Source organism: Actinoplanes sp. NPDC024001 (assembly GCF_040638955.1).
In the GTDB taxonomy this organism is placed as follows: domain Bacteria; phylum Actinomycetota; class Actinomycetes; order Mycobacteriales; family Micromonosporaceae; genus Actinoplanes.
In genome coordinates, this window is sequence record NZ_JBEZZB010000372.1 from 1 (window position 1) to 1,450 (window position 1,450).

Here is a 1,450-nt window from a genome sequence, read left to right on the forward strand (position 1 = left end):
CTCCATAAGGTTGTTGATCGTCTGGGGTTGATGCCCCGGGTGCCCGGGACGGTGGGGTGTGGCTGATGGCTTCTTGCCGTTGGGTGGTTCCGAAGGAGTGGCCGCCCTGCCGTTTCCGATGGCCTGACTGCTGATTGAGATCTGCGTGCGTCGCTGTTTATGGAGCTGCCGGCAGTGCCATCGACGGGGTTGAGCTGCGGTTATAGGGAGGTTCGGGCCGGTGAAGGTCCGGGAGCGGATCTGGGTCGGGATCGATGTCGGCAAGGCGCATCACCATGCGTGCGCGGTCGACGAGACCGGCAAGGTGGTGTTCAGCAAGCGGCTGGCCAACGGGCAGGCCGAGATCGAGGCGTTGATCGCCCGGGCAGGCAAGGCCGCCGGACACGTGCGGTGGGCCCTGGACATGACCTCCGGCAGCGCGGGGCTGCTGCTGGCGGTACTGCGTCAGACGGGCGCGGAGTTGGTGTATGTGCCCGGCCGGCTGGTCAACCGGATGGCCGGCGCGTTCGCCGGGGAGGGCAAGAGCGACGCCAAGGACGCGTTCACCATCGCCGAGACCGCCCGGCTGCGCCACGATCTGACGCCGATCACCGAGCCGGATCAGCTGGTCGCCGAGTTGCGGGTGCTGACCGCCCGTCGCGAGGACCTGATGGGTGACTGGGTGCGTGGGGTGAACCGGCTGCGTGACCTGCTCGCCTCGATCTTCCCGGCGCTGGAAGCGGCTTTCGACTACACCACCCGCTCGTCGCTGGTGCTGCTGACCGGCTTCCAAACCCCCGGCGGTCTGCGTGAGGCCGGCGCTGACGCGATCGCCGAGCACCTGCACGCCGGCGGTGCATGGCCTAAAGGCATTGCGGCGATGGTCGACAAAGCCCTCGCCGCGGCGGCTGCGCAGACCATTGCGCTGCCCACCGAAGCCGCGGTGGCGCCGCTGATCGCCCGGCTCGCCGCTCAACTGCTCGACCTCGACCGGGAGATCAAGGACCTGGACAAGCAGATCACCGGCACGTTCGGCGAGCATCCGCACGCGCCGCGGATCACCAGCGTCAACGGGTTCGGACCGATCCTGGGGGCCCAGTTGCTCGCCGACACCGGAGGCGACCTGCTGGCCGCGTTCGGCAGCTCGGCCCGGCTGGCCGCCTACGCCGGCCTGGCACCGGTACCCCGCGACTCTGGACGCGTACGCGGCAACCTGCACCGGCCCAAGCGCTACCACCGCGGCCTGCGCCGGGTGTTCTACCTCGCCGCACTGTCCGCGATCAAGCCCGACGGACCATCCAAGGCCTTCTACCAGCGCAAACGCGCGGAAGGCAAGCTCCACACCCAAGCCCTGATCGCCCTGGCCCGCCGACTGATCGACGTCATCTGGGCACTGCTGCGCGACGGCCGTGAGTTCCACCCCTCACCGCCGATCACCGCGAACGCGGCTTGACATGGTCATTGAAACTCC

General features: G+C 68.8%; 1 protein-coding gene. It reads left to right on the plus strand.

The annotated features are described in order from the left end of the window. Positions 1-220: 220 nt before the first annotated feature. Positions 221-1,432 (plus strand): IS110 family transposase, encoded by a 1,212-nt coding sequence (locus AB0F81_RS51255; protein WP_360211776.1) that lies wholly within the window; start codon positions 221-223, stop codon positions 1,430-1,432. Positions 1,433-1,450 lie beyond the last annotated feature (18 nt).